Raw genomic sequence first — 25,999 nt, forward strand, 5'->3', positions numbered from 1 at the left:
ATGATGAATATATTAGAAGTCAAAAATTTAAAGGTGTGGGATAGCCATTCTGGAAAAGAAATTATTCATGATAATTCATTTCATTTAAAGGCAGGGAGCTGTCTTGCGATTGTAGGAGAAAGTGGAAGTGGAAAGTCTGTCACATGTAGAGCGCTCATGAGGTTAAACAGGCCCACTCTTCACCAATCAGGAGATATATTTTTTAAAGGGGAAAACATTAGCAAACTTTCTAGAAAAGAGATGAGAAAGAAGAGGGGGAAAAACCTCTGCATGATTCTTCAAAATGGGATGAGTGCCTTCGATCCCTCCTGTGTGGTTGGTGTTCATTTAAGAGAAACACTTGCTGAGCACTTCGATTGGAGTAGAAACGAAATCTCATTAAGAATGACAAGTGCGATGGAGAGTGTCATGTTGAAAAATCCCACAGATATTATGAACAAATATCCTCATCAGTTATCAGGTGGAATGTTGCAACGAGTAATGATAGCATTGGCCATTGTCTTAGAGCCTGATATTATTATTGCGGATGAACCGACAACAGCACTTGATACTATCTCACAATATGAAGTTGTCGAGCAATTTATTAAGTTGCGAGAAAGAATGGGATGTTCGATGATTTTTATTTCCCATGATTTAGGTGTGGTAAGAAAGATTGCAGAGGAAGTCCTGGTGATGAAGGACGGGAAGATAATAGAACAAGGGAAAACGGAAGCCATTTTTTCAGAGGCGCAACACGAGTACACAAAATATTTAGTATCCACTAGACTTGCGCTGAGTGATCATTTCAAGAAAGTAATGGGGGAGGGGCTACTAGTTGCTAAAGGTTGATAGTGTTGGGAAAGCTTATAAAAAAGGTGGATTGTTTTCTTCAGAGAGACAGAACGTCTTAAAAAATGTTAGTTTTGAATGCAAGAATGGAGAATGTCTGGGCATTATCGGAGAAAGTGGAAGTGGAAAATCAACGTTAGGACGTTTGTTATTAGGAATTGAAAAGCCGGATAGTGGAATGGTTTTATTTGAGGGAAAGAATGTAGACGATAGAAAAATAAGATTAGGTAGCATTAGTGCTGTTTTTCAAGACTATAAATCTTCCATTAATCCTTTCTATACTGTTGAAGATGCAATCTTGGAACCAATGAAAATACAGAAAAAGAGTAGAAAAGAAAATAAAGACAAGGTTTTAAAACTGTTAACTCAAGTAGGGTTGCCAGCTTCTTATCGAAAGAAATATCCTCATGAGTTATCAGGGGGAGAGGTTCAAAGAGTGTGTATTGCAAGGGCCATTTCAACTGAACCAAAATGTATCATATTAGATGAAGCAATCAGTTCATTAGATGTATCTGTGCAAACGCAAGTGCTTGATTTACTTAAGGAGTTAAAAAGAATCTACAACATGAGTTACATTTTTATCACACATGATATACAGGCTGCTGCCTATATTTGCGATAGAATCATTATTTTTAGGGATGGACAAATGGAAGAGATGGTTGAATTGGAACAATTAAAGGATGTTCAGTCTGCTTATGCAAGAAAATTACTACAATCATTGATAACGTTTTAACTAAACTCTTAAAGTAATAGAATTAATTTTTATGGAGGAAAACATGTGAGTGGAGCTTTGTCCTGGCCTTTTCTACGTTTGTATCTATTAGTACTACTTTATTTCAGTGCCAACGCTATACTAAATGTTATTATCCCATTGCAAGGGGGAGCGTTGGGAGCCACCAATACAACGATAGGTTTAATAATGGGGGCATATTTGTTTACAACCATGTTTTTTAGACCATGGGCAGGTCAGATTATTCAAAAGCATGGACCGATAAAAGTGTTACGCATTATTCTTATTATTAATGGTTTCGCTTTAATCTTATATACGGTAACTGGGCTAGGAGGATACCTCGTTGCTCGTATGTTACAAGGGGTATCAACAGCTTTCTTTTCAATGGCTTTACAGATTGGCATTATTGATGCACTACCAGAAAAAGACCGTTCTCAGGGAATTTCACTTTATTCCTTATTTTCGTATATACCAGGCATTATTGGACCTTTATTAGCGTTAGGCATCTGGCAAGGGGGAATGGAATACTTTGCAATTTTCATGATAGCAATTGCCATTTTTACTGGGGTGGTTGGCTATAGTGCCAAAATGGACAAATCCGAAGCCGAGCATCGTACAAAAAGTGCTGAGCAGGGTGTAAATATGTTTCATTCATTTGGTCAATTAGTGAAAAACCCACATTTATTTAAATGCAGTGTACTGATGTTAGTTGGTTCGATTGTATTTGGAGCCATTACTGTCTTCATCCCTCTTTATGCTGAACAGATGCAAAACGGGAACGCCGGAATTTATTTGATGCTTATGGCGGCAACTGTTGTAATCTCTCGATTTACGTTAAGAAAAAGGATTCCCTCTGATGGCAAATGGCACGCAAACTTTATGATGGGGACGATGCTTCTATTAGCATTGGGGGCACAATGTGTAAGCTATTCCATAACCGGGGGATCCGTTTTTTTCTACGTTGGTGCAATCTTATTGGGAGTAGCTCAGGCAATTCTCTACCCAACATTAACCACATATTTAAGTTTTGTCCTACCTAAATTGAACCGCAATGTGCTACTCGGGTTATTTATCGCAATGGCTGATTTAGGTGTATCACTTGGTGGTGTCATAATGGGGCCGATAGCTGACATCTTCTCATATTCAACGATGTATCAGATATGTGCTATTTTAGGTGTGGTGATGATTCTCTGTGCCTATGAACGGCGAAAGGTTTTTATTGGATGAATCTAAAGGAGAACCAAATAGGCACATGACCAATTAAGAAGATTGAGTGGAAATTTTAACTCAATCTTTTTTATGAGTGGCTGAAATCTAAGTGCTGTCTGGCTTTATCTATAAGAAAAGTTAATTCACCTTCACTTTCAATGCGTAATATACATTTCCTTCTACCCATTTAGTTACCAAACCAAATACATACTCGCCCTGTTCACTCGGTGCTATAAATGTATGGTTTTCTTGTAATTCTATTTGGTTCCCTTTATCTAATTCTTCCCATCTGAATAATTTAACATCAATGGGTTTTCTTTTGTTACCCTTAAAATAAATTTGAACTTCTCCATTTGGCTTAACTTCTAGAGGCTCCACTTGATCGGTCAATTCTTTAGGTGAACCGCTATCAGCTTCAATATCAATCCAAGAATATGTTCCCGTTATAAGTGAAGTTTCTGCTGTAGAGAATCGAGCATAACCATCAGGGACGTTTTCTTGCATGACTGAATGGCTGTTCTCAGAGATACCACTATCTAATTTTTCACTGGTATCACATGATACTAAAATGAAAAAAAATATCATGATGGCCCAATTTATTTTTCTCATCAAGGTCACCTCGAATAGTTAATATTTACCTTTAGTTATACTATAGCAGAATGAATGTAGATGTACATAGATGAAAAAAACCCGTTGTATAATCATACAACAGGGTTTTTCCGTTTTAACCTATTCCTTGTTACTTAAAATCAATAGAAAACTCTTGTGCCTCTTCCACCTTCTTTTTCTCGCCATTGATTACTTCACTCGTTTGGATCTTCAGGTTCTTCAGTTCTTCTGGATTGCTTTCGTCGATAATTAGGCCAAGGCTGCCCACTTTTTCTTCACCTGGCTTTATTTCGCCGTTTAGCTCTTCAAGATAGAAATCGTCTTCCCAGGTCACGGATTCTCCTTGGTCGGTAGAAAGCTTGGCGACAGGAGCAAAGTGAAGAGGCTCATCGCTGTTATTTTTCAGCTTTACATTCACTCTTACATATGGAAACTCGACTTCCTCATGGGTAAGTCCGTGAAAATAGTCCACAAGATCGGGAGATGGGCGGTAGTTCATTACCTTCACTTCGGCAATGGTCATCGTGATATCTCCTAGTTGTTTCGTTTCGTTAGGTTCAGCATATTGCTTAAGTGTGATAATGCCGTCCTCATCCTCGAGTGTTTCGCCCACCTTTTTAAGCGTTAAATCGTCAGGTGCTTGTGGGCTATCTAGGAAGGTTTTGGGAGAGGGCTTAGTGGACTCTCCCTTAGTTGAGTGTTCTGATGCTGAAACGGTTTCTTGTGCGTTCTGTTCTTTTGCTGTATTTTCTATCGAGCAGCCGCTTAAAAGCAAGGCCGTCATTCCTAAGATAAAATAACGTTTGTAGACCATCTACATTCCCTCCTAAAAATCAAGCATTCCGAGGAGATCGGAATGCTTTTTGGGTTTAGTCGTCTTCGCGTTCGTGGTCGTCATGCCCTTTTCGCGCTTTTTTCAGGATGCTGAAAATTTCTTTTGCCGTGTCGGTGTTATCAATTTTCCCTGTGAAGTTCTCCATTCCAGGTCCGTATGCATACACGGAAACGTCTTCCCCAGTGTGACCGTCTGTTGTCCAGCCAGTTCCGGTACGAAGGTCGAAAATTTTCTCGATGGCGTTGTCGATTTCAGTAACCTCGCCACTTGATTCTTTTGCCTCTTTTACAGATTGAATTTCTTCTTGCGTCAATTCAAGGTCAATGTATTCCTTTAATGTTTCTTCAACAGGTGCACCTTCTGCAATTTTCTTAGCGATGAAGTCAGGTGTTTTCTTGGCAGCTTTGATGGCAGTTGGATCCCATTTGTATTCTCCGTCACGCCCCATTGCCATTCCACCAGTAGAGTGGTCGGCTGTCGCGATGACTAGGGTGTGCTTGTCCTTTTTCGCAAAGTCAATTGCAGCTTGGAATGCTTCCTCAAAGTCTTGCATGTCACTCATGGCACCTACAACGTCATTATCATGGCCAGCCCAGTCAATTTGGCTTCCTTCTACCATTAGGAAGAAGCCTTTTTTGTTGTTATCAAGACGGCCTAGTGCAGAGTTGGTCATTTCTTTAAGGGAAGGTTGATCTTCCGTACGGTCGATCATTTTATCTAACCCTTTTGGTGCAAATAGTCCAAGAACTTGCTCGTTATCATCATTTAGCATATCCTCACGAGAGGTTACGTAAGAATAGTCATCTTGTTTGAATTCTTTTGTAAGGTCACGATCTTCACGGACAAAATAGCTTGTTCCACCGCCGAGAAGAACGTCGACTTTATGTTTACCGTTGATTAGGTCGTCATAGTAATCATCGGCGATTTGATTGTAGTTGTTACGAGATTCATCATGCGCTCCGAATGCTGCCGGAGTGGCATGGTTGATTTGGGAGGTTGCTACTAGACCAGTAGATTTGCCGTTTTCTTTTGCTTGCTCCAGTACGGTTTTTACGTCTTTCTTTTCCATATCCACAGCAATTGCGCCGTTATACGTTTTGATACCAGCAGACATGGAAGTTGCAGCTGCTGCGGAGTCAGTTACGCTTTCCTCTTCATCAGAAGAATGAGTGGACTGCATGCCTACAAGATAACGATCGAACGCAGTGTCTTCCACCTCTGGAGTGTTCGGGTCATCTTTAAGGGAACGGTACGCAGATGTGTAAGAATTACCCATTCCATCTCCAATTAGGAAGATAACGTTTCGAATTTCTCCTTTTTTGTTACGATCATCTTCTTTGTCAGCAGAAGCTTGATTTATAGCAACACCGCTAACTGCAAGAGTAGCAGCCATGGTCACAGTTAATAGTTTTTTAGAAAACATAATAACCTCCTGAATGATAAGTTTATGAATCTTTCAGAAGTAATTATATAGAGAAACTATTAAGCTACCCTTAAGACGAAGTTAAGATTGATTTACAAGAGGATAACAGGATTATTACATTTTCTAGGTATAATGTAGGGTATGTGATTCAGGAAGTAGCTTTTCGTTCATTCAAAAAATAACGGAAGATTAGCATTGGAAAGCATCTCCATGTCCTGTGTACGGATTGTATTCTGTATGATTTGAAGGTAAAATTAATAGAATATTACAAATAATAGAGGTGATAAGATGGCAATCTCATTACCAACTAAGAGGGAATGGTATTCGAAGGTTTATTTGTCTGTTATTTCATTCCTTGGCTGGTTTACAATTTTTTCAGCTTTCCTATCAATTAAATCGGTTGACAACCTTTATGTACTTTTCCTGTTATTCGTATTGTTAATTGTCAGTGAATATTATCCCATGCCTGTTTGGCGGGGGTTTACTGCCATTTCCTTTCCTATTGTTTATGTTATCTTTCTTTTATATGACTTTTCGGTCACAGCTATTGTTTATGCAGCGGCTGTTCTATTAGTGAATATTAAGCATCACCGGCCAATTAGGGCTATCATATTTAATCCTGCTCAGCTAGTCATGAGTTTGTTTGTGTCTGCCTATTTTCTCAAGATGGTGGACCCCTATATCCAGCAAGCAGTAGAAGCTCCCTTTTTACAAGGAATTATTCAGTATTGCTTTCTCCAGCTATGTTTTCTCATTATAAACAATGTCATTGTAGATATCGTGCTGTTACTTAGACCACAGGCTTATACGCTCAAATCGTGGGCAATGAAAACGATGACCGAATTAAATTGTATGTTAATCTCGTTTCTTTATGGAGGAATGTTGTACATACTTGGAAGCCAGAACAGAGGCGAAATAGATGTGTTTTCTTATTTCTTTTTCTTTTCTCCCTTGGTGGGGCTGTCGCTTCTAAGCTCCGCAATTGTCCGACTGCGTTCAGAAAAGAAACGGTTAAAATACCTCTTTTACATTACCTCGCAACTAAATCAGTTAGTTCCTGGAGAAAAGTGGATGAATGACTTAAAGCCTAGTCTCGACAGCTATATTATCGCCGATGCTTTTTCGTTATGGATTAAGGAAGATGGAAAGTGGTATAGGCAGTTCCAAAGTAATGGCTCAAGTGAAGAATTGGAACCAGAAATGATTGAGGAATTTGAAAATGTGAAGGAACCCATTTGCTATCCTGATATACGGTCAAGGGAATTAAAGTCAACTTCTTTATTTAAAGGGCGGTTAAAGGCATTTGTCTATTCGCCTCTTCGGGTAGAGAATGAAACGGTCGGGATGCTGGTAGCTGCGAAAAACCGAACCAAAAGCTTTACAGATGAAGATGTTCAATCGATCGCGACCCTATCTAATCAGCTGGCGGTCACCATAAAGACGAGAATGCTTTTTAAAGAGAAGGAAAAACGAATCTTGCTTGAAGAGCGAAATCGTATCGCTAGGGATATTCATGATGGAATTGCACAAACGCTGGCTGGAGCAGTTATGAAATTAGAAACAGCTGGGAAGAGATTCAATAAGAAACCGGAAGAAACCCTAAAGCTCTTGGACGAGAGTGTAGGTAGGTTGCGAGAAAGCTTACGTGAAGTAAGAGAATCTATTTATGCATTGCGACCGTATCCAACAGAAAGAGTTGGCTTGTCAAAAGCAATTGCAGTAAAAGTGGAGACTGTCAGGAAAGAATTCTCCCTTCCTATTTCCTTTGAATTGAGAGGACAAGAAATTGAGTTAAATTCTATAGTAGAAAAGGAATTGTTTGATATTTTTCAGGAATGCTTACAAAACGTCATTAAACATGCGAAAGCTTCTAAAGTAGATGTCCTATTAAGCTATCAATCAGAGAATATATTGCTAAGGATTAGAGATAACGGAGTAGGCTTTTCCCTTTTCCAAGCGATGCTGGAGGCAAGGGACCGCCCTCATTTTGGTATTCTGCAAATCAATGATTCAGCGGAAAAAATTCAGGCATCTCTTCAAATTGATAGTAAAGAAGGGGAAGGGACAGAAGTAACCATTATCGTCCCTAAGAAGGGATTGGAAGGAGGAAATCAACATGATCAAATTGTTACTAGTGGATGACCATGCCGTACTACGTGATGGGTTGAAAACAATTATTGAGTCGGAAGAAGATATTTTAATAGTAGGAGAAGCGGTATCAGGTAAAGAAGCGTTGAAAAAAGTAGCAGAATTGCAGCCTGACATCATTTTAATGGATATTAATATGCCAGATATGAATGGCGTGGAGGTCACAAGGATTCTAAAACAGGAATATCCTCACATCAAAGTGTTGATGTTAACGATGCATAGCCATGAAGAATATTTTATGGCGGCAATTAAGGAGGGCGCAGATGGATATTTATTAAAGGATGCTCCTTCTAATCAAGTTGTAGATGCTGTGAGGACTGTTTATCATGGAGAAGCGGTCATCCATCCATCCTTGACTAGAAAATTGTTAACTTTTCATCAACAGCAAGAGAAGGATGAAAATTCCCTGACAGAAAGAGAGAAAGAAGTCCTTAGTTGTCTAGTTGAAGGTCTTACCAATAAAGAAATAGGGGAGCGATTGTTTGTTAGTGACAAAACCGTCAAGATCCATGTGAGTAAAATCTTTAAAAAGCTAAACGTTAAGAGCCGGTCACAAGTTGTCATCTACGCAGTGCAACATAAGCTAGTTCCTTTACCTCCTAGCTCTTGATGGGAGGGGGGAAATATGGAAAAGAAAGAGTTCCTTTAGGGGAGCTCTTTTTTTTGGGTACTACTCCGTCATACTACCAAAGTCGTAGCAAAATATTACTCCTGACTTTTACATTTAATACGCTTGCTTAATAGTTCGAAAATTAAGAACGTGAGAAAATGAAATAAATAGAAAGGAGATGAACCTATGAAGCTAAAAGCGATCCTTGTTTCAGGTTTTTTAATTATGGCGATGTTTTCCTCCTCTTTTTTCATGAATATCGCATCAGGTAGTTCCACGGAAAAAAAGGCAATGGTAGACGAAAGCTTGCTAGAAGCATTTTCCACCTCATTAGAACCCGTGGAGGTCATTGTTACCTTCCAAGATGGAACCATGGACAGTCGAAAAGACATTCTACACGATGCTGGAATTCAGAAAGGTCTTTTCTTAAACAGCTTGCCAATGGCAGGTGTTCTTGCCACTCATGATCAAGTAAAAACACTTTCACAAGCTCCAGATGTTGTTTCCATTTATCTTAATAAACAGCTTCAGTACGAAAATGAAGATGCTACTTCTAACACTAGAGTGGATGAGGTGCGAACCAATTCCCAAATGACAAAGCAAAATGGTGGATTACCCGTTTCTGGGGCAGGAATTGGAGTCGTCATCAATGATAGCGGAGTAGATGGAACGCATCAGGATTTAGAATATGGCAATCATCTTGTTCAAAACGTCCTCAGTTCAACCAACCTTCATGCTATAGATGCTATTCTTCCTATTACCTATATCGAGAATGTTCCAAATACCGATAATAACTCAGGGCACGGGACCCATGTTGCAGGAATTGTTGGAGGTACAGGCGCAATGTCAGGTGGTAAGTACGAAGGGGTAGCACCAGGAGCGGACTTAATTGGATATGGTTCAGGTGCATCACTCGCTATTCTAGATACCCTTGGAGGATTTGATTATGCCTTAACTCATCAGAGAGAGTACAACATTCGCATAATCACCAATTCTTGGGGAGATACGAGTCAAGCTGGAAAAGAATTTGATCCCTTCGATCCTATCAATATCGCTACAAAGAAACTATATGACAGAGGAATTATTACGGTCTTTTCAGCTGGGAATTCCGGACCTGATGCAGCGACCATTTCCGGTAATTACAAAAAAGCACCTTGGGTCATTACAGTAGCTGCTGGTGATGATAGCTATCAGCTTGCTGACTTTTCCTCAAGAGGAGAAAAAGGGAAGGGAGGCACGGTGATGGTGGACGGAAAAGAATGGACGTGGAATGACCAACCGACCATTACCGCTCCTGGCGTGGATATTATTTCTACTAGGGTATTATCCCCATTACCACTTCTTGGTGCAACCAAGGATGCAGCGGCTATTGACCCTGGACATATTCCATATTATACCACGATGAGTGGCACGTCGATGGCTGCCCCACATGCTGCTGGTGTAATTGCACTGATGCTTGATGCAAATCCAACTCTTACCCCTTTAGAGGTAAAAAATATTTTAGAAACGACAGCAAAGTCCATGCAAGATTACGAAGTATGGGAAACGGGTGCGGGCTATATCGACGCGTTCCGTTCCGTAGAAAAAGCGTTCCAACATGCACAAAATTAAAAAATGGAAAAACGAGAGGAGAAACTCATGAAGAAAATCATGTTTATGTTAATGGCGTTGTTGCTAGTCATTTCCTCCAGCTTTAATGGTGGTGCGGTTGCTCAAAGCCCCACAGTTTCCAAAGCGTCTATTGATCCGTCCATAGAGAAAGCTCTGGAAAACAAAGCTACAGTGGAAGTCATCGTTACATTTGAAGGAGACGGTCCATTAAATGCGGATCAGCTAAACCTTCTGCAAGCTTCGGGTGTAACGACTGGTGTGACAATGAAATCCTTACCTATGGCAGGAGTAATTGCAAACCAATCTGCCATCACAAAATTAGCAGACATTTCAGGAGTTCAGTCCATCTACTTAAATGAAAAGCTAGAATATTATAATGCGGACGCTACTGCTATTACAGGTGTAGATAAAGCAAGAGCCGACCAATCCTTCCAAAAATCAAATGGAGGATTTCCTGTAACAGGAGAAGGAGTGGGTGTTGTTGTAAATGATAGTGGTGTGGATGGTACGCACAAAGATCATGAATTAGGAAGAAATCTAGTTCAAAATGTAATGGCTTCTTTAAATTTAAATGCTTTGGAGCCATCATTATTACCGATTACTTACCAAGAAAATGTCCCGAACACCGATACAAACTCTGGTCATGGAACACACGTGGCAGGAACAGTTGGGGGAACAGGTGCGATGTCATCTGGGAAGTATGAAGGTGCAGCACCAGGAGCGGACTTAATTGGGTATGGATCAGGAGCAGCACTCTTTGTGTTAGATGGCATCGGTGGCTTTGATTATGCCATTATCCATCAACAGCAATATGGTATCAAAGTTATCACAAACTCCTGGGGATCTTCCGGTGACTTTGATCCGAACCATCCCATTAATATTGCCAGTAAAAAAGCCTATGATAGAGGAATCACTGTTTTATTTGCTGCAGGAAATGAGGGGCCTGGGGAAAACACGCATAATCCTTACGCTAAGGCACCTTGGGTTATATCCGTAGCTGCTGGTGTGAAAGACGGCACACTTGCGGATTTCTCCTCCAGAGGAACAAAGGGAGTTGGCGGCACATTTTCAATGGATGGAAAAGAGTGGACATGGAAAGATGAGCCAACCATCACCGCTCCTGGAGTCGATATTGTCTCCACGAGAGTATTGGCTCCCGTTTCAAGCCTAGGAGTGGATCAGGATGCGGAAACAATTGACCCTGCCCATATCCCATATTATACAAACATGAGTGGTACCTCTATGGCCACCCCTCACGTAGCGGGGATTGTAGCCCTAATGCTAGAAGCAAATTCAACATTGGCACCAGATGAAATCAAGGCTCTTCTAGAACAGACAGCAACCAATATGCCTGGTTATGAGACATGGGAAGTCGGCGCTGGATATGTAAATGCGTATGCGGCTCTCGATGCAATTTACCATAACAAGGAATACGGGAAGACTCTACTAGCGAACCAAGCGTTCAACAGTAGTGTAGAATCAGAAACAACGAGAGAAGATTTTGAAATTGACTATGATTCTACAACCCTTGTATCGAAAAATCAGCATGAATTTACTGTCGAAGAAGGAATCTCCACTCTTACAGCTAAGGTAAACGCAAAAGGAATTTTAGAAGAAACAGGAAACCCTGTCAATCTCGTCTTGATTTCACCAGACGGGGAAGAATACAGCTCAGGAATCAGCTTGCTTTTTCCTCTTTATACTGATCGTACTGTTTCTGTTAACTCTCCTCAGCCTGGTGTTTGGAAGGCGGAGCTAAGAGGTCTAAAAGGGAATAGTGCGAATCCACTTGGCATAAGTTTTCCTGAGATGGTGAAGGGGTCTTTAGCTTATACAAAAGTTAGCGGATTTACAGGACTTAATGATATTAACGGCCACCCAGCCGCATCTGCTATTCAGTTAGGAATTAACGAGCGTCTATTCGATGGACTCTCCAGTGGAGATTTCCGTCCCGATGCCAAACTGGAAAGAAAACATCTTGCAAGGTACTTGGTGATGGGGGCTGAAGTTCGCCAATCCTTACCAACTGGAACTACAAGCACATTTAGTGATGTCAAAAGTGCGGATAGAGCCTTTGTCGAAGCGGCAACTGCCAAAGGAGGAGCCTTCGCTGATGTCACCCATCATCAAAACGGAGTCATGCGAGCAGGTGGAGAGAATAAAAAATTCCTCCCTAACGCTGGGGTCACTCGTGCGGAGCTAGCCTATTCTCTTGTTCAAGCACTTGGACTACAAGAAGAAGCGGAACAGTTTGAAGGAGAATTAACAGTACAATATAAAGACGAAAGAGTAGCGATTGCTGATGCATCCAATGTTCCGTCCGACTTAAAAGGATATGTACAACTAGCGCTAGATTTAAACATATTGAATGCCTACTTTACTACCGAGCAAGGTCCATACGACCTTCAACCTGTTGTGAAGGCATCATTTGAGCCAAATGCAATGGTTAAGCGAGGAGATTTCGCAGTCGCGATGACTAGGTATTACCATGCATTCTTAAAATAATGAGGAAGCAAAAAACTAAATGATAGAAATACACACACGTTGTTTTAGATTTTGAACAACGTGTGTTTTTTTGTTGTTATAAGAGATTATGTACCATATTTAGGCAGGATTCCGCCCTGTTACATTGAAATAGTATTATATCTTAAGAGAGAATGGAGCAAAACAATGGAAATCATCGAACTAAGAGGGCAAGATCAACTTCTTGATCAGGCAATACAAGTATTTTGGCAGCAGTGGGGGAGTGAGGAGAATGTTACGTTTTATGAAGATGCGATACGTCATTCTACAACAACGTCTTCAGATATCCCGAGGTTTTATGTGGCTGTCAAAGAAGGAAATATCATTGGTACCTATGCGATTTTGAGAAATGACTTGAATAGTCGGCAGGATTTATGTCCATGGTTAGCTTGCCTTTATGTGGCTGAAGAGTATAGAGGGAAGGGCATAGGCGCTAAGCTATTGGAACACGGATTAAGCGTGGCGGCCGAAAATGGCTATGAAAATCTGTATCTAACGACAGATCTAGAAAACTATTATGAGCAATACGGCTGGAAACATAGTGGAATCGTATATGGTGTTGGTGGTGATTCCATCAAGCTGTATGAAAAAAAGACCGCTAAATAAGAGAAAATCCGGATGAAGTGTGGAGCTTCATCCGGATTTTTTATGAGGTCTTACTTTTTCATTTTCACATCATAGCGATCTGCGTTCATCACCTTCACCCAAGCAGCCACAAAGTCGTTCACAAACTTCTCCTGGCTGTCATCTTGTGCGTACACTTCAACAAGGGCACGAAGGACGGAGTGAGAACCGAAGACAAGGTCTACTCTTGTACCTGTGCGAACGAGTTCACCTGATTGGCGATCACGTGCTTCGTAGTAGCCTTCTCCTTCAACCGGCTTCCATTCTACACCCATATCAAGCAGGGTTAAGAAGAAGTCATTTGTGAGTGTACCTACTCGTTCTGTGAAGACACCGTGCTTAGTGTCGCCGTAGTTGGCGCCAAGAACACGTAAGCCTCCAATAAGAACAGTCAATTCCTTTGCAGAAAGATCCATGAGCTGCGCTTTGTCGACCATGAACTCTTCTGGTTTCAAGGAGTAATCCTTCTTATGGTAGTTGCGGAATGCGTCCGACACTGGCTCTAGCACTTCGAAGTTTTCTTCGTCGGTTTGGTCCTGAGTGGCATCCCCGCGACCTGGCGTAAATGGAACTTTCACGTCAAAGCCCGCATCCTTAGCTGCTTTTTCAACCGCTGCACTTCCGCCAAGCACAATCAAATCAGCGAGGCTGACTTGTTTATCCAGGCTATGCTGCAAGTCTTCTAAAACATTTAGTGCTTTTGCAAGCTGCTCTGGTTCGTTTGCTTCCCAGTCCTTTTGCGGGGAGAGGCGAACGCGGGCACCATTTGCGCCACCACGCTTGTCCGAATGACGGTAGGTGCTGGCAGAAGCCCAAGCTGTTTTTACAAGCTCGCTAACAGAGAGTCCGCAGTTCAGAAGTTTCCCTTTTAGGTCCTCAATATCCGCATCGGTTAAGGTGTAGTCAACCTTTGGAATTGGATCCTGCCAAATGAATTCCTCCTCTGGCACTTCAGGTCCTAAATAGCGGTCGCGCGGCCCCATGTCACGGTGAAGTAGCTTAAACCAGGCGCGTGCAAAGGCATCAGCAAACTCGTCCGGATTCTGATGGAAGCGGCGAGAAATCTTTTCGTATTCTGGGTCCATGCGCATCGCCATGTCCGCAGTCGTCATCATTGTTTTCACTTTTTTAGAGGAATCAGCGGCATCCGGAGCTAAATGCTCGTCATCTGGATTGATTGGTGCCCACTGGTAAGCGCCAGCCGGACTCTTGGTAAGCTCCCACTCATACCCAAACAGCATGTCAAAATAGCTCATATCCCATTTTGTTGGTGTTGGTGTCCATGCACCTTCAATTCCACTAGTAATCGTAAATGCACCATGACCAGTTTCATGGCTGCTCTTCCAGCCGAAACCTTGGTGCTCAAGGCCTGCACCTTCTGGCTCTTCTGTCACATGAGATGGGTCACCTGCACCATGGGCTTTCCCGAAGGTATGTCCACCAGCAGTTAGTGCCACGGTTTCCTCATCGTTCATTCCCATTCGTTTGAAGGTATCACGAATATCAAAGGCACTCTTCTTCGGATCTGGCTCACCATTCGGTCCTTCCGGATTCACATAGATTAATCCCATTTGCACAGCAGCAAGCGGATTTTCAAGGTCACGCTCACCAGAATAGCGGTTGTCACCAAGCCACTCTTTCTCTGGACCCCAGTTCACGTCTTCCTCAGGCTGCCAAATATCTTCACGGCCTCCACCAAATCCAATCGTCTTGCCACCCATCGATTCAATCGCAACATTCCCTGCAAAAACGAGCAGGTCAGCCCAAGACAGCTTGTTGCCATATTTCTTTTTAATCGGCCAAAGCAAGCGGCGCGCCTTGTCCAAGTTTCCGTTATCCGGCCAGCTGTTTAACGGAGCAAAGCGCTGCGAGCCACTTCCGCCGCCCCCGCGTCCGTCTGCTTGTCGGTATGTACCAGCCGCGTGCCAGCTCATGCGGATGAAGAACGGTCCATAATGACCATAGTCCGCCGGCCACCAATCCTGGCTATCTGTCATTAGATTATGTAGGTCCTCTTTCAGGGCTGCATAATCAATCTTTTGAAATTCCTCTGCATAATTAAAATCTTCCCCAAGTGGGTTTGTCTTCGTGTCATGCTGGTGAAGCACATTTATATCTAGCTGATTCGGCCACCAGTCCTTGTTCTTCGTTCCTCTAATCGGTTTCTCAGAACTACTTTCCCCCGTAAACGGGCACTTTCCAACGTTCTCATTGTCCATACATCTTTTCCCCTTTCTGTTTTAGAAGAGTCAATAGCACACAAACCTGCCTTACAACGTACGAATCTACAAAATGAGACAACATCAATTCTTACATTGTAATTATAATAAATAATCGACTAAATAAAAAGAAATATGCAGAAAATTTTAATAATATTGGGTGAAATGGTGTTTGTTACCTTTGAAACTTGTGATTACGAAAGGATAGTATGAACATTTTTCCAATTGTTTATCCGAGAAAAAGAGGAGATAGGAGCTACTAAATGGAATGTGAAAATAAGAAACCAACAACGTCCAAGCAAAAGACGTAACAACTACCTACACCTACGACCTTGCAAACCATCTGGAAAAAGTCATCAGAGATGTTTCCGGCGGCACCAAATCCATCTCAAAAAATTATTATAATGGTGCCGGGCAGCGTGTTTAACAAGAGGTAAATGGTCTTAAGACGAAATATTATTACGATAGCGTTGACCTTCTCTATTCCACTTATACCAACAACAGCAAGGGAACAGAGAACATCCTAACACCAAACGGAACCATCGTTGCCTCCAAGCGCTTTGACGGGGTATACGACAACAACTATTTCTTCTATCATTACGATAACAGAAACAGCGTAACCAGCATCATTGATTCCGAAGCAACCCGCGTCAAAGGATACACCTATGACGAGTTCGGAAACACCAAGGAAGTCGGTTCCTCAAGCTTCCTAAATGATGTGAAGTTCACAGGTGCCGTTCACGACAGCTCATCCGGCCTGTTCTACATGTATGCACGTTACTACCAGCCGGAAACAGGCAGATTCATCTCGCAAGACTCGTACAAAGGCGAGGCCCACGACCCATGGACCCAGCACCTGTACACCTACACCATGAACAGCCCTACTAATTTTATTGATCCAACTGGACATGTGGCTCACTTCATGGCAGGTCCTGGTGGAGGCCCTACTAGCTATATTAATAAAGACACCATAGATAAAGGCTCAACAAAACAACCAGCAGCGAAGACGGACAATAAGAAGAAAAAATCTTCTGTCAAATCCTGGATTCAAACTGGCTTGGATTACCTAGGTTTTGCACCTGCCATTGGAACAGTCGCGGACGGAATCAACGCCTTAATTTATCTGTCTGATGGCGACTATACAAATGCAGGAATCAACGCCATTGCGATGGTCCCTTTTTGGGGAGATGCCGCCAAAGGTGCGAAGATGTTGGCGAAGGGTAGTAAGTGGTCTTCTGATAAAGCGGTATACTCTGTTGCGTATGAAGTGAATTTACCAAAAGATATGTACCCTAATTTAAGTTCGCCAAGACACTTTCAAAATGCTAATGAGCAACTTTATAATGCATTTCAGAAGGATTCAAAATTTGCACAACCAATGGAAGGATTATACCCAGGAATTAATAAAGGGGTACAACCAGGTAGCAGAGGGAAATTTTCACGTAATGCACCTACAAAAGAGGTAACTTGGCACCATTATGCAGACCGTGAAGGAGTGTTACAATTAGTACCTAGGAACCAACATCAAGCAAAAGGTCCAATACAGCAAATTCTCCATCCAGGCGGACGTGGTGGAATGGAAAACTGGGGTGGTGGACGATAATTTATTGGAGGAATTAATTATGGGAAAATTAATAGAATTGAGAGAGGTTTTATTGAATACGACGGATTTCAATTGGGAAGATTCACTATTTCTTTCTAGTAGTGAAGAATGGTCTCTAAGCTCTCAGTCTTTTTATTTAACTTAGATGATTTAGAGGATGATGAAGAACTTCCTAAATTTGCATTAGATAATGGTTTTAAGTATGTGCTATCTATAGCAGATGTTCAAGATATTGTTGATAATGCACAGCAACAACTTTTAGAATGCTCAGAATTAGAGTTGTTTCAAGCATTTCATTATTATATTAAGAATGATGCTTTTATATCGTTTACTTAAGTACCTGACTTTCGTATTTTTGAAATAATAAGATTTATCAACCTTGATTGGCTAAATGCCTTTCAAGGTTTTTTATTGGGAATCAAAATTAAGTGGCGTGTTTGTGTTCGAGATGCTACCGGTCAATTAAGGGTTTATGATGGAGTTGCAGTAAGTCCTTCAGGAAGAAATATAGGACTAGAAGTGAAGTCAGGGTACTGCAAGAAAAACAACTGCACAAAGTAACTTTGATACAAGGTTAAATAGTAGTAAATCCAACAATGCGTTTGGACAAAGTCAAGGTATAATTATTAATAGAACAATTCAAATTAGGAGGTAGGTAATTGGTTGGGCAAAAAGAAGTAAAACAATGGGTATTAACAATGTTAAAAGAAGAGATCGATCCATTATGTGATATCCAGCAATTTAAAAGGTCTAAAAATTCTATTCTATATAAAAGAAGTATTGATAGTACAAGACAATATATAGAGATGAATATGTTTTATAAACCAAAGTATGCTCCTGATTCTATTGCCCATATATATCCTTGGGTGAAAATTGAAATTCCAGAAGTAAACGTACATGCAAGTAACATGGTAAAGGATAAAATTTTACTTGCAAACAATCCTGAAATTACAATTAGACAACCAATCGATACCTTACTACCTAAGGAGAAGCAAAGTAGATGGCTTATATCTGGAGAAAAAGAAACAATAGAGTTAGGAAATACAATAGGGGAATTTATTAGTAAGTGGGTTTTTGTTTTTCTTAACGATTATAATTCAGCCGCAGGTATTGTCATAGGTTATGAACAGCGAGATAAAAGGCCATTATTATCAGAAAAGTGGATACTATATATAACCGCATCTTATATTGCAATAGGAAACTTAGAAAAAGCGGAACAAACATTAAATGAAAACTTTTCACGACCTGGATTAAGAAAAAAGTATGAATCAGCGTTTGAATATGTTTTAAAGTTAAAGCGTTAAATCTTCTAGAAACCTTGATACGTGTTTGCATCATGGGGCAAGAAGTTATTCAAAATCGATATAATTAAGGTGTTACACCTGAAATGCGCCAAACGGACAGACAACTTCATTTGTGATATAGAGTCTAGGGAACAAAGTGGGGATGTATTTACCTGGATGGATCTATGATGAATAATTTCTTTTGGAGTTGAGTTAAATGAACTATAATGAATTTCTTAAAATTATCAATGAAACCCGAAATAAAAGGCCTATCTGGTTTGGAATTGAATCTGAACCTAAAGGTAGTGATTTTCAAATACAGAATGTCGAAAAAACTTTATTACTTTCCCTGCCAGATGAATATAAACGCTTTGTAAAAGAATTTGGTGGTGGTTATTTCGCTTTCACAAATATTTTCTCAGTAAGTGAAATTGGAGATTGGAATATTGTCAAATTAAATAATCAAATTGGACTTAGAAACTCACATTCATTTTTAGCTTTTTCTGATATGGAAACGGGTGATTATTATGGTTTTACGTTTGAAAAAGGGGTTTGTGATTCAAAAGTTAGTTTCTTTGACCATGAAATTAATAAAGTTGTAGAAACAAAGTATGAAAATTTATATAGATATATTTTAGACGTTGGAATGAGTCCTAGATAAAAGTATTTATTTGCTTTCTTAATAAAGAATCTTGATAAGTTTAATGCTTACAAGGTTCTTTATTTTTGTAGTTAATTTTATTTTTGTTAATTATATTGAGCTCCAGAAGCAAATGGAAAAGGAATAAGAATATCAAAATGCATCTAAAGCATTATCTGTACCCTTCCCCAACATTTTTACAGCTTTAGCGGCATCTCCCACAAAAGGAATCATCGCAAAGGCGTTAATTCCTGCATTTGTATAGTCGCCATCAGACAGATAAATTAAGGCGTTGATTCCGTCCGCGACTGTTCCAATTGCAGGTGCAAAACCTAAGTTAGAATAATAAATAAAAAATATGCAAGAGAAGTCTATGAACTAAGTGGTGATTTAGGTGAAAAATATCCAGAAGGTGTCAAATTTTCGAAAGAAGGCTTTCCTGACTTTAGTCCGTATTCAAAAGCAAATTTAGAAATAGAGGGATTAATTGGTGACCATTATTATGATTTCAAAAAAGCTAATGAGGCATTAGGACTCAAAAATAATCCAGCAGGATTTACATGGCATCATGTAGAAGATGGAAAGACAATGATGTTGGTTCCAAGTGATATTCATGGAGCAGTAAGGCACACTGGAGGTGTTTTATTATTAACATAATTTCAAGTGGAGGATTTAATGAAAATGACTTAATTACATTGTCTGATAAAATTGGTTTTTGTTTACCGAAGGATTACATTGAATTTTTGCGAAACCATAATGGTGGCTATGTAAAAAATAGCATTAGTAGTTATTTTAAAAATGGAATGCAAAAGTTTATTTTGACATCTATGTTTGGATTAGGGGCAGACGATGATTTACTAAGCCAGTTTGAAACATATAAAATGAGAACACCAAATACTTGTATTCCAATTGGAAGAGATGCAGGGGGGAATTTGGTATGTTTAAATTTATCAGAAGATAGATATGGATATGTTTACTTTTGGGATCATGAAGAGGAACTTAACTACGAAGAAGGAAAAATAACTATTAATGATTTGTATTTGATTGCAAAAACATTTAATGAATTTTTAAATTCTATTCAGAGAGATGACTTAAAGGAATCAGAAGAAGGTTTCAAAGTGAAAAAAGTATGGGTTGACCCAGATTTTTTAAAAGAGTTAGAAAAGAAAACAGATAAATAGAGAATTAATAAATAATAAAACGGTTATCTTTGTATGAAAATAGATAAATAAAGAGGACAAAGTTCGTGTCGATAAACCATAGGGTAACGTAAAAGGGTGTTCTGTTATTGCTTAGGCTTTTAAATTTTAGGTTGTATTTTTAAGCTATTCGATTAATAAGCGTTACAAAAATTGTAATTTTCGTAACGGGAGGGTGAAAAATTGAACGTTGTTGGGGATATACGAGTCTCCACTCAAGTGCAAGCAAAATATGGATACAGCTTGAATAATCAAGAAGATGAAATTAAAGCGTACTGTAAAGAACAAGGTTTGAACTTAAAATACATTTTTAAAGAAGTACAGCCCATTTGATAAAGACGGGATGTCTTTTATCAGAGATTGATACTGGGCAGTATCTTAAAGTTTCCATAAACACGTCCATTTGCGATGGTGGAACTAAAACTGGCATTTTTGAAGCCATTCAAGGTTTTTTCTATTCTAAGAAGAATACATAAAAGCATGCGAGATTTAAATTAGAAAATAAATGCAAGAAACATGAGATAGACTTGTAACTCAATATATCCACTTAAACCATCAGGAGTGAGTATAAATGTTTCAATCATTTCAAGAATTTTTTAGGATCAAAGATTATTTAAGAAAAAACTACAATGAACCAAAGAAATTCAATAACCTTCAGAAAAACACCAAAGGTTTTATTGAACTATTTAGTAAGTATGAAGGATTTACTTTTGGAAGTGGACTTTATAGGTTGCATAAACTGAATAATATTGAGCATTGGAATAAAATTATACTTCAAGCCTTTCCCGAGTTTGAAAATAGAATCGAATGCTTTGGGTATGATTGGTTAGGGAGGCAGTTTGCTCTTGATAAAGGTAGATTAGAAGCAGGAGAAGCTCAAATTCTAATGCTAGAGCCTGGAACTAGTGAAGCTTTAGAAATTCCTTGTAGTTTTATTGATTTTCATAATGAAGAAATAGTGGAGTATCATAATGCTTGTCTAGCCTCATCATTTTATGAAGATTGGAAATTTAAGGACCCTAAAAACCTTTTATCTGATGAATGTATAGGTTATAAAGTATTATTATTTCTTGGAGGAAGTGACACTATCTCTAATTTAGAGAAAGTGGACATGAATGTCTATTGGAATCTTTGTGCACAAATTATTACACAGTCTAAAGATCTTCCTCAGGGTACTAAACTTAAAGACTTCCATTTTGAAAACTAACTAGTAATAACCTTGATTGGCGAATGAGTCACTCAAGGTTTTTTTGCAGATTAAGATATTTTCTTAATAATTATCAATCTGAAAAAAGAGGAGATAGTAAAAGTAAAATGGAATGGAAAGGTAGGACATCACCTTCTCTATTCCACCTAAACCAACAACAGCAAGGGAACAGAGAACATCCTAACGCCAAACGGAACCATCGTTGCCTCCAAGAGCTGTGACGGAGTATACGACTACAACTTACGATAACAGAAACAGCGTAACCAGCATCATCGATTCCGAAGCAACCCGTGTCAAAGGATACACTTACGACGAATTCGGAAATACCAAGGAAGTCGGCTCCTCAAGCTTCCTAAATGATGTGAAGTTCACCGGCGCTGTACACGACAGCTCATCCGGCCTGTTCTACATGAAGGCTGGAGTTTCTGAGGAACAAGCAAGATTAGAGATTGAAAGAGTAGACCAGCTAATATTTAAGTAGAACAATATGATTTTCGAGATTGGAGAGATCATAATGGTTGTTATGGAAGTCAAACTGAACATCATGGAAGGATTATACCCAGAAAATAATAAAGGGGTATAACCAGGTAGCAGAGGGAAACTTTCACGTAATGCTCCTATAGAAGAGGAAACTTGGCATCATCATGCAGACCGTGAAGGAGTGTTACAATTAGTACCTAGGAACCAACATCAAGCAAAAGGTCCAATACAGCAAATTCTCCATCCAGGCGGACGTGGTCGAATGGAAAACTGGGGTGGTGGACGATAATTTACTGGAGGAATTAATTATGGGAAAATTAATAGAATTGAGAGAGGTTTTATTGAATGCAACGGACTTCAATTGGGAAGATTCACTATTTCTATCTAGTAGTGAAAAATGGTCTCTAAGCTCTCAGTGCTTTTTATTTAACTTAGATGATTTAGAGGATGATGAAGATCTTCCTAAATTTGCAATAGATAGTGATTTTATATATGTGTTATCTATGGCAGATGTTCAAGATATTGTTGATAATGCACAGCAACAACTTTTAAAATGCTCAGAATTAGAGTTGTTTCAAGCATTTCATTATTATATTAAGAATGATGCTTTTATATCGTTTACTTAAGTACCTGGCATTCGTAAGAAGGAGTAATATATGGGGAATATTAATATTGGATTTCATGCACAAAAAGATGAAGTTGTAAAATTAATAAATAGTATAATGCTTCAATATCAACTAACAGTAGTAGCTGTGAAACTTTGGCCAGATTTTGAATACCAGATAATCGATACAATGAAAGAAGAGTATCTTAATTCTGCTAGATTTATCTTTTTTTCGAAAGAAACTCCCAGGCAATTATCGAATAATTATCATGAATTTTTAGTCCAAAATGCGGAAAGCCTTGTACTACAAATTGGTGAGAGAACAGAAGAAAGCATGAAAGAATCTACCATAGGAACAAGGGCAACTAATTCTGAAAATATTAAACTGTGGAAAAAAGTCATTAAAATATTTAAAGAGGAAATGCACCAAGGGGTATGGGTTATGGTTCCAAAGTCAGGCGTGAAGAAGTATTATAAGAATCATTATTTTACCATTGGAGCGAAAAATGCTTACGAAAAAGGTGTAAAAATGAAAGCTTTTGCTGGGATAAATGAGTATCAATTAATATTAGGAAATCAGTAATAAATATCTAAAAATCAATTGTTTTCTCGTCAGTGTCCTCTAGGAAGAACAGCCAAAAGAAATAATAGCAGCAAAATGGAATTTTTAAAGAACCCTCAAAACCTGAAAGGAGGAAACAAGCTGAGTTTTGAACGAATAATAAACCAAGGATTTAAAGGTAAAGGCGAGGTAATAAAATGGGAAGTTCAATCAATTTTTGATGAACAAGAAGTGAAAATAACATTTCTGAAGAAAGATTCTCCTTATCGTCAAGGTGTTTGGCTTAAAACAGATAAAGGAATAGAAGTTATGGGGCAAACTTATGCTTCAATTGAATTATGGGAGGATACTGCTCCGAAAGAAGTATATATAAAATGTTTTACAAGTAAGGGTGTGTTAAGTTTTTATAATATTTGGGATAAAGGTGACGGAAAACAATCTCAATCATATTCATCTGGTATGGTACTACAGCGAAAAGATAATGAATTAATTTACGGATGTAATGATATCGGTTTTGAAACTAAATTTGATAAACTAGTATTTTCTTTAGAAATGTTAGAAAAATATTAATAATATAAAGAGTTAAGCAAATAAAAATATGTAATGAAAAACCTTGTTTGGTGAAAGCCTTCAAGGTTTTTATCTATAATAAGTCAAGGTTATTTATTAAAAAACAATCTTTTGCCCTCCCCACAAACTAGCCCGGGGAGGGTTTATTATTCTACATCTCTAAAGCGGTACATATAATCATGATCCAAAAGTTGAAGTGGGGTGGTGAAGGTGTTCTTCCCCCAGATACTGCTGCTACTGTGGGTTTCTTCCGTTTCCACCAGCCTCGTTTCCCCAGGCTTCATTTTCATAATTAAGGAATCGAGAGTTTTCGTCTCATTCTTCGTGACAATGTGGAATTTCACCTGAACTTCTTTTGGAACATCTAAGTTATTTCTGATAAAAAAATAATGCTCATATTCCCAATCCAGACATCTTTGCGAGGAGCCGCGGCTTTTGCAGCGAGTTTCCGTATCCTGTTTTACGACGGTAAATTCCAGGTCGGTCTCTGCTTTAGTCAATGTGTTCATAGCTTCCTCAAGGTTCTTTGTGTATGCTGCCTTTTCCGAAGTAGGCAACACCAGCATAAATAATAGGAGAAAGTAAAGAGTGAAGCCAGCGACTGCAGTCCACGCGGCTTTTTTATGAAAATGGGAGGACGGAGCGCCTTTCACTGTTTTTGAGGCCAACAGCACTGAGCCGACGAAAACCACAAGTATGCTTCCTGTAATGATGATTCCAATCATGTTCTCTTTCATGCTGGGGAAAAACGCCAAGCCATATTCAAAATAAAACAGGGCATTCAACAGGCCTATCAGCACAAGGACGCCAACTAGAAAGCTGATGGGCCCTTTCCAATTTGTCCTCTCCCGTTTCCCTGTTTCAGCAGCCTTTGCAGAGAAAATCAGCCACAGAAAAGGAGCTGAATAAATGGAGCTAATAACAAAAATAAATTCCACAGCGTGATCTTCCTTTCTACTCTATCCCGATTAATTCGCGGCAGGAAACCCAAATGATTCCCCCTGAAAATAAACAAAGTACCCCAAGCCCCAAACCATATAAGAAATTCGCTTTTGAGAAAAATTCAATAGAGGAAATCCCCGTTATTACACCAACTGCCAAAAAAACAATGATGATGAATAGGTTAGAAGTGCTACTAAGAATTATCTCCAGACAGCCTCTTTTTTCTCTTTGTTTCACCTCTGCCAACCTAACCAACCCCTTTTTACCTTTTTCTCTAGATTAAATACCTTATTTTGTAAAAATATAAACAGAATGGGAAATAGTATTTTACTAGTATAGCGCAGGGGGAAGTGGTTGTCCTAAACAAAAAGTCCCCCCTTATAGTAGGGAGGACTGCAAAGCTGGTAGATTATTTATTTTACCAATTGCTTGATAAGTTTTTTGTTTCTACTTTTAAAGATTTCATTATGTGAGGATACCATTGCGTAACTGGTAGCCTGTGGTTGAATGTATTGCTTTGCTTTGTTAACGGCATTTGCAGCATCTTGGAATGCACCTGCAATAAGGTGTAGCTTGCCATCATGCTTCAAAATATCGCCTGCAGCATAAAGGCCAGGTACCGTCGTCTCGCTGTTGGCATTGCCACTAATATAATAAGTATCCATCATTTCAATTGGCAGCTCACTGTTCTCGATCAATGTTCCGTCTCTTTCATACCCATGACTGATAATAATTTCATCAACAGCTAAATAAGACACCTCTCCTGTTTGATGATTCGTGAGCTCCACTCGTTCAATAACCTCATGATTGGAGCTTGCAATAAGCTTAGTGATGGAGCTTTGGAAAAAACAAACCGCCGAACTGTTTAAAAGCTGAGACACTTGAGCCTCGTGTGCGGATAATGCTTCCTTCCGATATGTAACATACACCTGCTTGGCGATTGGCTCGAGCTCGTTTGCCCAATCAATGGCCGAATTCCCACCACCAGAAATGATGATCGTTTTATCTTTAAAATGCTTCAAGGATTTCACCGTATAGTTTAAGTTTGTCACTTCAAACCTATTCGCGCCCTCGATATCCAGCTTTTGTGGATGGAGAATGCCTCCTCCTACAGCGACAATCACCGTTTTAGAAAAATGCTGCTCACCAAGGGAATCCTCAAGAATAAAGAGGCCCTCTTCCTTTCGTTTAATGGAAACTACTTTTCTATTTAAAACAACCTGAGGATCAAAGGTTAAACCCTGCTCCACCAGCTGCTCCATTAACTTAGCACCCGGAACAGGCGTCAATCCCCCAACATCCCAAATCATCTTTTCTGGATACACATGAATTTTACCGCCCAATTGAGGCTGGTACTCAATCAGCTTCGTTTTCATTTCTCTAAGCCCACTATAAAAAGCAGAATAAAGCCCCGCCGGACCTCCGCCAATAATCGTTACATCAAACACATCCATTTTCAAGCTCCGTCACTCCCCACAGAAAAAATAAATAACATTGATTATCATTCTCAATTAAGTATATAACTATTTTACTAGTTTAT

27 protein-coding genes and 1 pseudogene are annotated in these 25,999 nt (G+C 39.4%); 21 read left to right on the forward strand and 7 right to left on the reverse strand.

Annotated elements, in window-relative coordinates; all coding sequences use genetic code 11:
- Positions 1–3 precede the first annotated feature (3 nt).
- Genes FIU87_RS01080 through FIU87_RS01090 form a run of 3 tightly spaced genes read left to right on the forward strand, consistent with a single transcriptional unit; the run spans position 4 to position 2,785 of the window.
- Complete coding sequence (locus FIU87_RS01080; RefSeq protein WP_152446361.1) at positions 4–828, forward strand: staphylopine uptake ABC transporter ATP-binding protein CntD; 825 nt, start codon at positions 4–6, stop codon at positions 826–828.
- Positions 815–1,561 carry an ABC transporter ATP-binding protein gene (locus FIU87_RS01085; protein WP_152442886.1) on the forward strand — a complete coding sequence of 249 codons (747 nt, stop codon included), beginning with the start codon at positions 815–817 and terminating at the stop codon, positions 1,559–1,561. The genes FIU87_RS01080 and FIU87_RS01085 overlap by 14 nt, the downstream gene beginning before the upstream one ends.
- A 45-nt stretch (positions 1,562–1,606) precedes the next feature.
- The gene (locus FIU87_RS01090; protein WP_152442887.1) at positions 1,607–2,785 is read left to right on the forward strand and encodes a staphylopine family metallophore export MFS transporter CntE; all 1,179 of its coding nucleotides are present in this window, start codon (positions 1,607–1,609) and stop codon (positions 2,783–2,785) included.
- 120 nt (positions 2,786–2,905) lie between these two features.
- On the opposite strand, the gene FIU87_RS01095 is transcribed toward FIU87_RS01090, so the two are convergent.
- The 3 genes from FIU87_RS01095 to FIU87_RS01105 all read right to left on the reverse strand — a co-directional run bounded on the left by FIU87_RS01095 (position 2,906) and on the right by FIU87_RS01105 (position 5,634).
- Complete coding sequence (locus tag FIU87_RS01095) at positions 2,906–3,376, reverse strand: hypothetical protein (protein WP_152442888.1); 471 nt, start codon at positions 3,374–3,376, stop codon at positions 2,906–2,908.
- Positions 3,377–3,506: 130 nt separating this feature from the next.
- Entirely contained in the window at positions 3,507–4,190 is a 684-nt protein-coding gene (locus tag FIU87_RS01100) for a DUF4352 domain-containing protein (RefSeq protein ID WP_152442889.1), read from the reverse strand.
- Between the two features lie 55 nt (positions 4,191–4,245).
- The gene (locus FIU87_RS01105; RefSeq protein ID WP_152442890.1) at positions 4,246–5,634 is read right to left on the reverse strand and encodes an alkaline phosphatase; all 1,389 of its coding nucleotides are present in this window, start codon (positions 5,632–5,634) and stop codon (positions 4,246–4,248) included.
- Between the two features lie 288 nt (positions 5,635–5,922).
- On the opposite strand from FIU87_RS01105, the gene FIU87_RS01110 reads away from it, so the two are divergent.
- The 5 genes from FIU87_RS01110 to FIU87_RS01130 all read left to right on the forward strand — a co-directional run bounded on the left by FIU87_RS01110 (position 5,923) and on the right by FIU87_RS01130 (position 13,132).
- Positions 5,923–7,776: a GAF domain-containing sensor histidine kinase gene (locus FIU87_RS01110; protein WP_152442891.1), complete on the forward strand. Its 1,854-nt coding sequence runs from the start codon at positions 5,923–5,925 to the stop codon at positions 7,774–7,776.
- Complete coding sequence (locus FIU87_RS01115) at positions 7,751–8,392, forward strand: response regulator (RefSeq protein WP_152442892.1); 642 nt, start codon at positions 7,751–7,753, stop codon at positions 8,390–8,392. Before FIU87_RS01110 ends, FIU87_RS01115 begins: the two co-directional genes overlap by 26 nt.
- A gap of 186 nt (positions 8,393–8,578) precedes the next feature.
- Entirely contained in the window at positions 8,579–10,003 is a 1,425-nt protein-coding gene (locus FIU87_RS01120; protein WP_152442893.1) for a S8 family serine peptidase, read from the forward strand.
- Positions 10,004–10,030: 27 nt separating this feature from the next.
- Positions 10,031–12,508, forward strand: coding sequence for a S8 family serine peptidase (locus FIU87_RS01125; protein WP_152442894.1), 2,478 nt, complete (start codon positions 10,031–10,033; stop codon positions 12,506–12,508).
- 165 nt (positions 12,509–12,673) lie between these two features.
- Positions 12,674–13,132, forward strand: a complete 459-nt coding sequence (locus tag FIU87_RS01130) for a GNAT family N-acetyltransferase (RefSeq protein ID WP_152442895.1) — start codon at positions 12,674–12,676, stop codon at positions 13,130–13,132.
- A 50-nt stretch (positions 13,133–13,182) separates the two neighbouring features.
- Here FIU87_RS01130 and katG read toward each other — a convergent pair whose 3' ends face one another.
- Positions 13,183–15,369 carry a catalase/peroxidase HPI gene (katG, locus tag FIU87_RS01135; protein WP_152442896.1) on the reverse strand — a complete coding sequence of 729 codons (2,187 nt, stop codon included), beginning with the start codon at positions 15,367–15,369 and terminating at the stop codon, positions 13,183–13,185.
- A gap of 628 nt (positions 15,370–15,997) precedes the next feature.
- Between katG and FIU87_RS01140 the strand changes: the two genes are divergently transcribed.
- The 13 genes and pseudogenes from FIU87_RS01140 (at position 15,998) to FIU87_RS01200 (ending at position 23,517) form a co-directional block, all read left to right on the forward strand.
- The gene (locus FIU87_RS01140) at positions 15,998–16,972 is read left to right on the forward strand and encodes an RHS repeat-associated core domain-containing protein (RefSeq protein ID WP_301538665.1); all 975 of its coding nucleotides are present in this window, start codon (positions 15,998–16,000) and stop codon (positions 16,970–16,972) included.
- Between the two features lie 108 nt (positions 16,973–17,080).
- On the forward strand, positions 17,081–17,308 hold the full coding sequence (locus FIU87_RS01145) for a DUF7716 domain-containing protein (RefSeq protein ID WP_152442897.1): 228 nt from the start codon (positions 17,081–17,083) through the stop codon (positions 17,306–17,308).
- A 323-nt stretch (positions 17,309–17,631) separates the two neighbouring features.
- Positions 17,632–18,276: a hypothetical protein gene (locus FIU87_RS01150; protein ID WP_152442898.1), complete on the forward strand. Its 645-nt coding sequence runs from the start codon at positions 17,632–17,634 to the stop codon at positions 18,274–18,276.
- A 196-nt stretch (positions 18,277–18,472) separates the two neighbouring features.
- Positions 18,473–18,916, forward strand: coding sequence for an SMI1/KNR4 family protein (locus FIU87_RS01155; RefSeq protein WP_152442899.1), 444 nt, complete (start codon positions 18,473–18,475; stop codon positions 18,914–18,916).
- Positions 18,917–19,381: 465 nt separating this feature from the next.
- The gene (locus FIU87_RS21630; protein ID WP_367643908.1) at positions 19,382–19,552 is read left to right on the forward strand and encodes an HNH endonuclease signature motif containing protein; all 171 of its coding nucleotides are present in this window, start codon (positions 19,382–19,384) and stop codon (positions 19,550–19,552) included.
- Positions 19,552–20,076 (forward strand): SMI1/KNR4 family protein, encoded by a 525-nt coding sequence (locus tag FIU87_RS01165; protein ID WP_301538667.1) that lies wholly within the window; start codon positions 19,552–19,554, stop codon positions 20,074–20,076. Before FIU87_RS21630 ends, FIU87_RS01165 begins: the two co-directional genes overlap by 1 nt.
- 201 nt (positions 20,077–20,277) lie before the next feature.
- Positions 20,278–20,412, forward strand: a pseudogene (locus tag FIU87_RS01170) (recombinase family protein); the annotation flags it as partial.
- A gap of 253 nt (positions 20,413–20,665) precedes the next feature.
- Positions 20,666–21,301 carry a T6SS immunity protein Tdi1 domain-containing protein gene (locus tag FIU87_RS01175; RefSeq protein WP_152442902.1) on the forward strand — a complete coding sequence of 212 codons (636 nt, stop codon included), beginning with the start codon at positions 20,666–20,668 and terminating at the stop codon, positions 21,299–21,301.
- 217 nt (positions 21,302–21,518) lie between these two features.
- On the forward strand, positions 21,519–21,782 hold the full coding sequence (locus tag FIU87_RS21180; RefSeq protein WP_152442903.1) for a hypothetical protein: 264 nt from the start codon (positions 21,519–21,521) through the stop codon (positions 21,780–21,782).
- Positions 21,783–21,920: 138 nt separating this feature from the next.
- Entirely contained in the window at positions 21,921–22,070 is a 150-nt protein-coding gene (locus FIU87_RS21635; RefSeq protein WP_152446364.1) for an HNH endonuclease, read from the forward strand.
- A 19-nt stretch (positions 22,071–22,089) separates the two neighbouring features.
- On the forward strand, positions 22,090–22,407 hold the full coding sequence (locus FIU87_RS01190; protein ID WP_152442904.1) for a DUF7716 domain-containing protein: 318 nt from the start codon (positions 22,090–22,092) through the stop codon (positions 22,405–22,407).
- Between the two features lie 30 nt (positions 22,408–22,437).
- Positions 22,438–22,968 (forward strand): hypothetical protein, encoded by a 531-nt coding sequence (locus tag FIU87_RS01195; RefSeq protein ID WP_152442905.1) that lies wholly within the window; start codon positions 22,438–22,440, stop codon positions 22,966–22,968.
- Positions 22,969–23,043: 75 nt separating this feature from the next.
- Complete coding sequence (locus tag FIU87_RS01200; RefSeq protein WP_172970904.1) at positions 23,044–23,517, forward strand: hypothetical protein; 474 nt, start codon at positions 23,044–23,046, stop codon at positions 23,515–23,517.
- A 146-nt stretch (positions 23,518–23,663) separates the two neighbouring features.
- On the opposite strand, the gene FIU87_RS01205 is transcribed toward FIU87_RS01200, so the two are convergent.
- The 3 genes from FIU87_RS01205 to FIU87_RS01215 form a co-directional block, all read right to left on the reverse strand.
- A complete protein-coding gene (locus tag FIU87_RS01205) occupies positions 23,664–24,455 on the reverse strand; it encodes an LTA synthase family protein (RefSeq protein WP_152442907.1) in 792 nt (263 codons plus the stop codon).
- Between the two features lie 16 nt (positions 24,456–24,471).
- Positions 24,472–24,705 (reverse strand): hypothetical protein, encoded by a 234-nt coding sequence (locus FIU87_RS01210; RefSeq protein ID WP_152442908.1) that lies wholly within the window; start codon positions 24,703–24,705, stop codon positions 24,472–24,474.
- 167 nt (positions 24,706–24,872) lie between these two features.
- Positions 24,873–25,913 (reverse strand): NAD(P)/FAD-dependent oxidoreductase, encoded by a 1,041-nt coding sequence (locus FIU87_RS01215; protein WP_152446365.1) that lies wholly within the window; start codon positions 25,911–25,913, stop codon positions 24,873–24,875.
- Between the last annotated feature and the right edge of the window lie 86 nt (positions 25,914–25,999).

Source organism: Bacillus sp. THAF10 (assembly GCF_009363695.1).
In the GTDB taxonomy this organism is placed as follows: domain Bacteria; phylum Bacillota; class Bacilli; order Bacillales; family Bacillaceae_I; genus Sutcliffiella_A.